Consider the following 530-nt stretch of genomic DNA (forward strand, 5'->3'; position numbering starts at 1 on the left):
GATATAATCCCCGAAAGGTCCCATGAAGGCCCAAAGAGCTTGTACAGCCACCATTGGGCGAACAAGAGGGAGAACGATTTGCCAGAAGCGACGGAAGTGTCCTGCACCATCTAGTTTCGCAGATTCGTCAAGAGACATTGGCACGGTATCGAAGTAACCTTTCATGAGCCAAGCATTCATCGGAATACCTCCTCCGACGTAGAGGAAGATGAGGAACCAGCTATGGTTAAGAGCGTTCAACATAAGCGCCATAACGAAGAAGGCGGTCAATGCGGCCATGGTTGGCACCATTTGAATGATCAAGAAGAAGACCAAACTTTGCTTACGAGCCAAGAAGTTGTATCGGCTGTAGGCATAACCAGCCAGTACGATGATACTTGTTTGAACAACCATGGTAATCAAGGCGATAATCAAGGTATTGAGATACCAAGTGCCGTATAAGGTTTCAGTAAAGAGTCCTTTAAAGTTATCAAAATTGAAGTCGATGTTGGTATCGAGNTTAAAGGCTGCGACGTTACCTGCTTTAAAGG

1 protein-coding gene is annotated in these 530 nt (G+C 45.7%); it reads right to left on the minus strand.

Annotated features, from left to right (window positions below):
- A partial coding sequence (locus tag D8863_RS10920) for an ABC transporter permease subunit (protein ID WP_125441881.1) occupies positions 1 to 530 on the minus strand: 530 nt, incomplete at both ends.

The organism is Streptococcus oralis, from assembly GCF_003943825.1.
Lineage (GTDB): Bacteria > Bacillota > Bacilli > Lactobacillales > Streptococcaceae > Streptococcus > Streptococcus oralis_CD.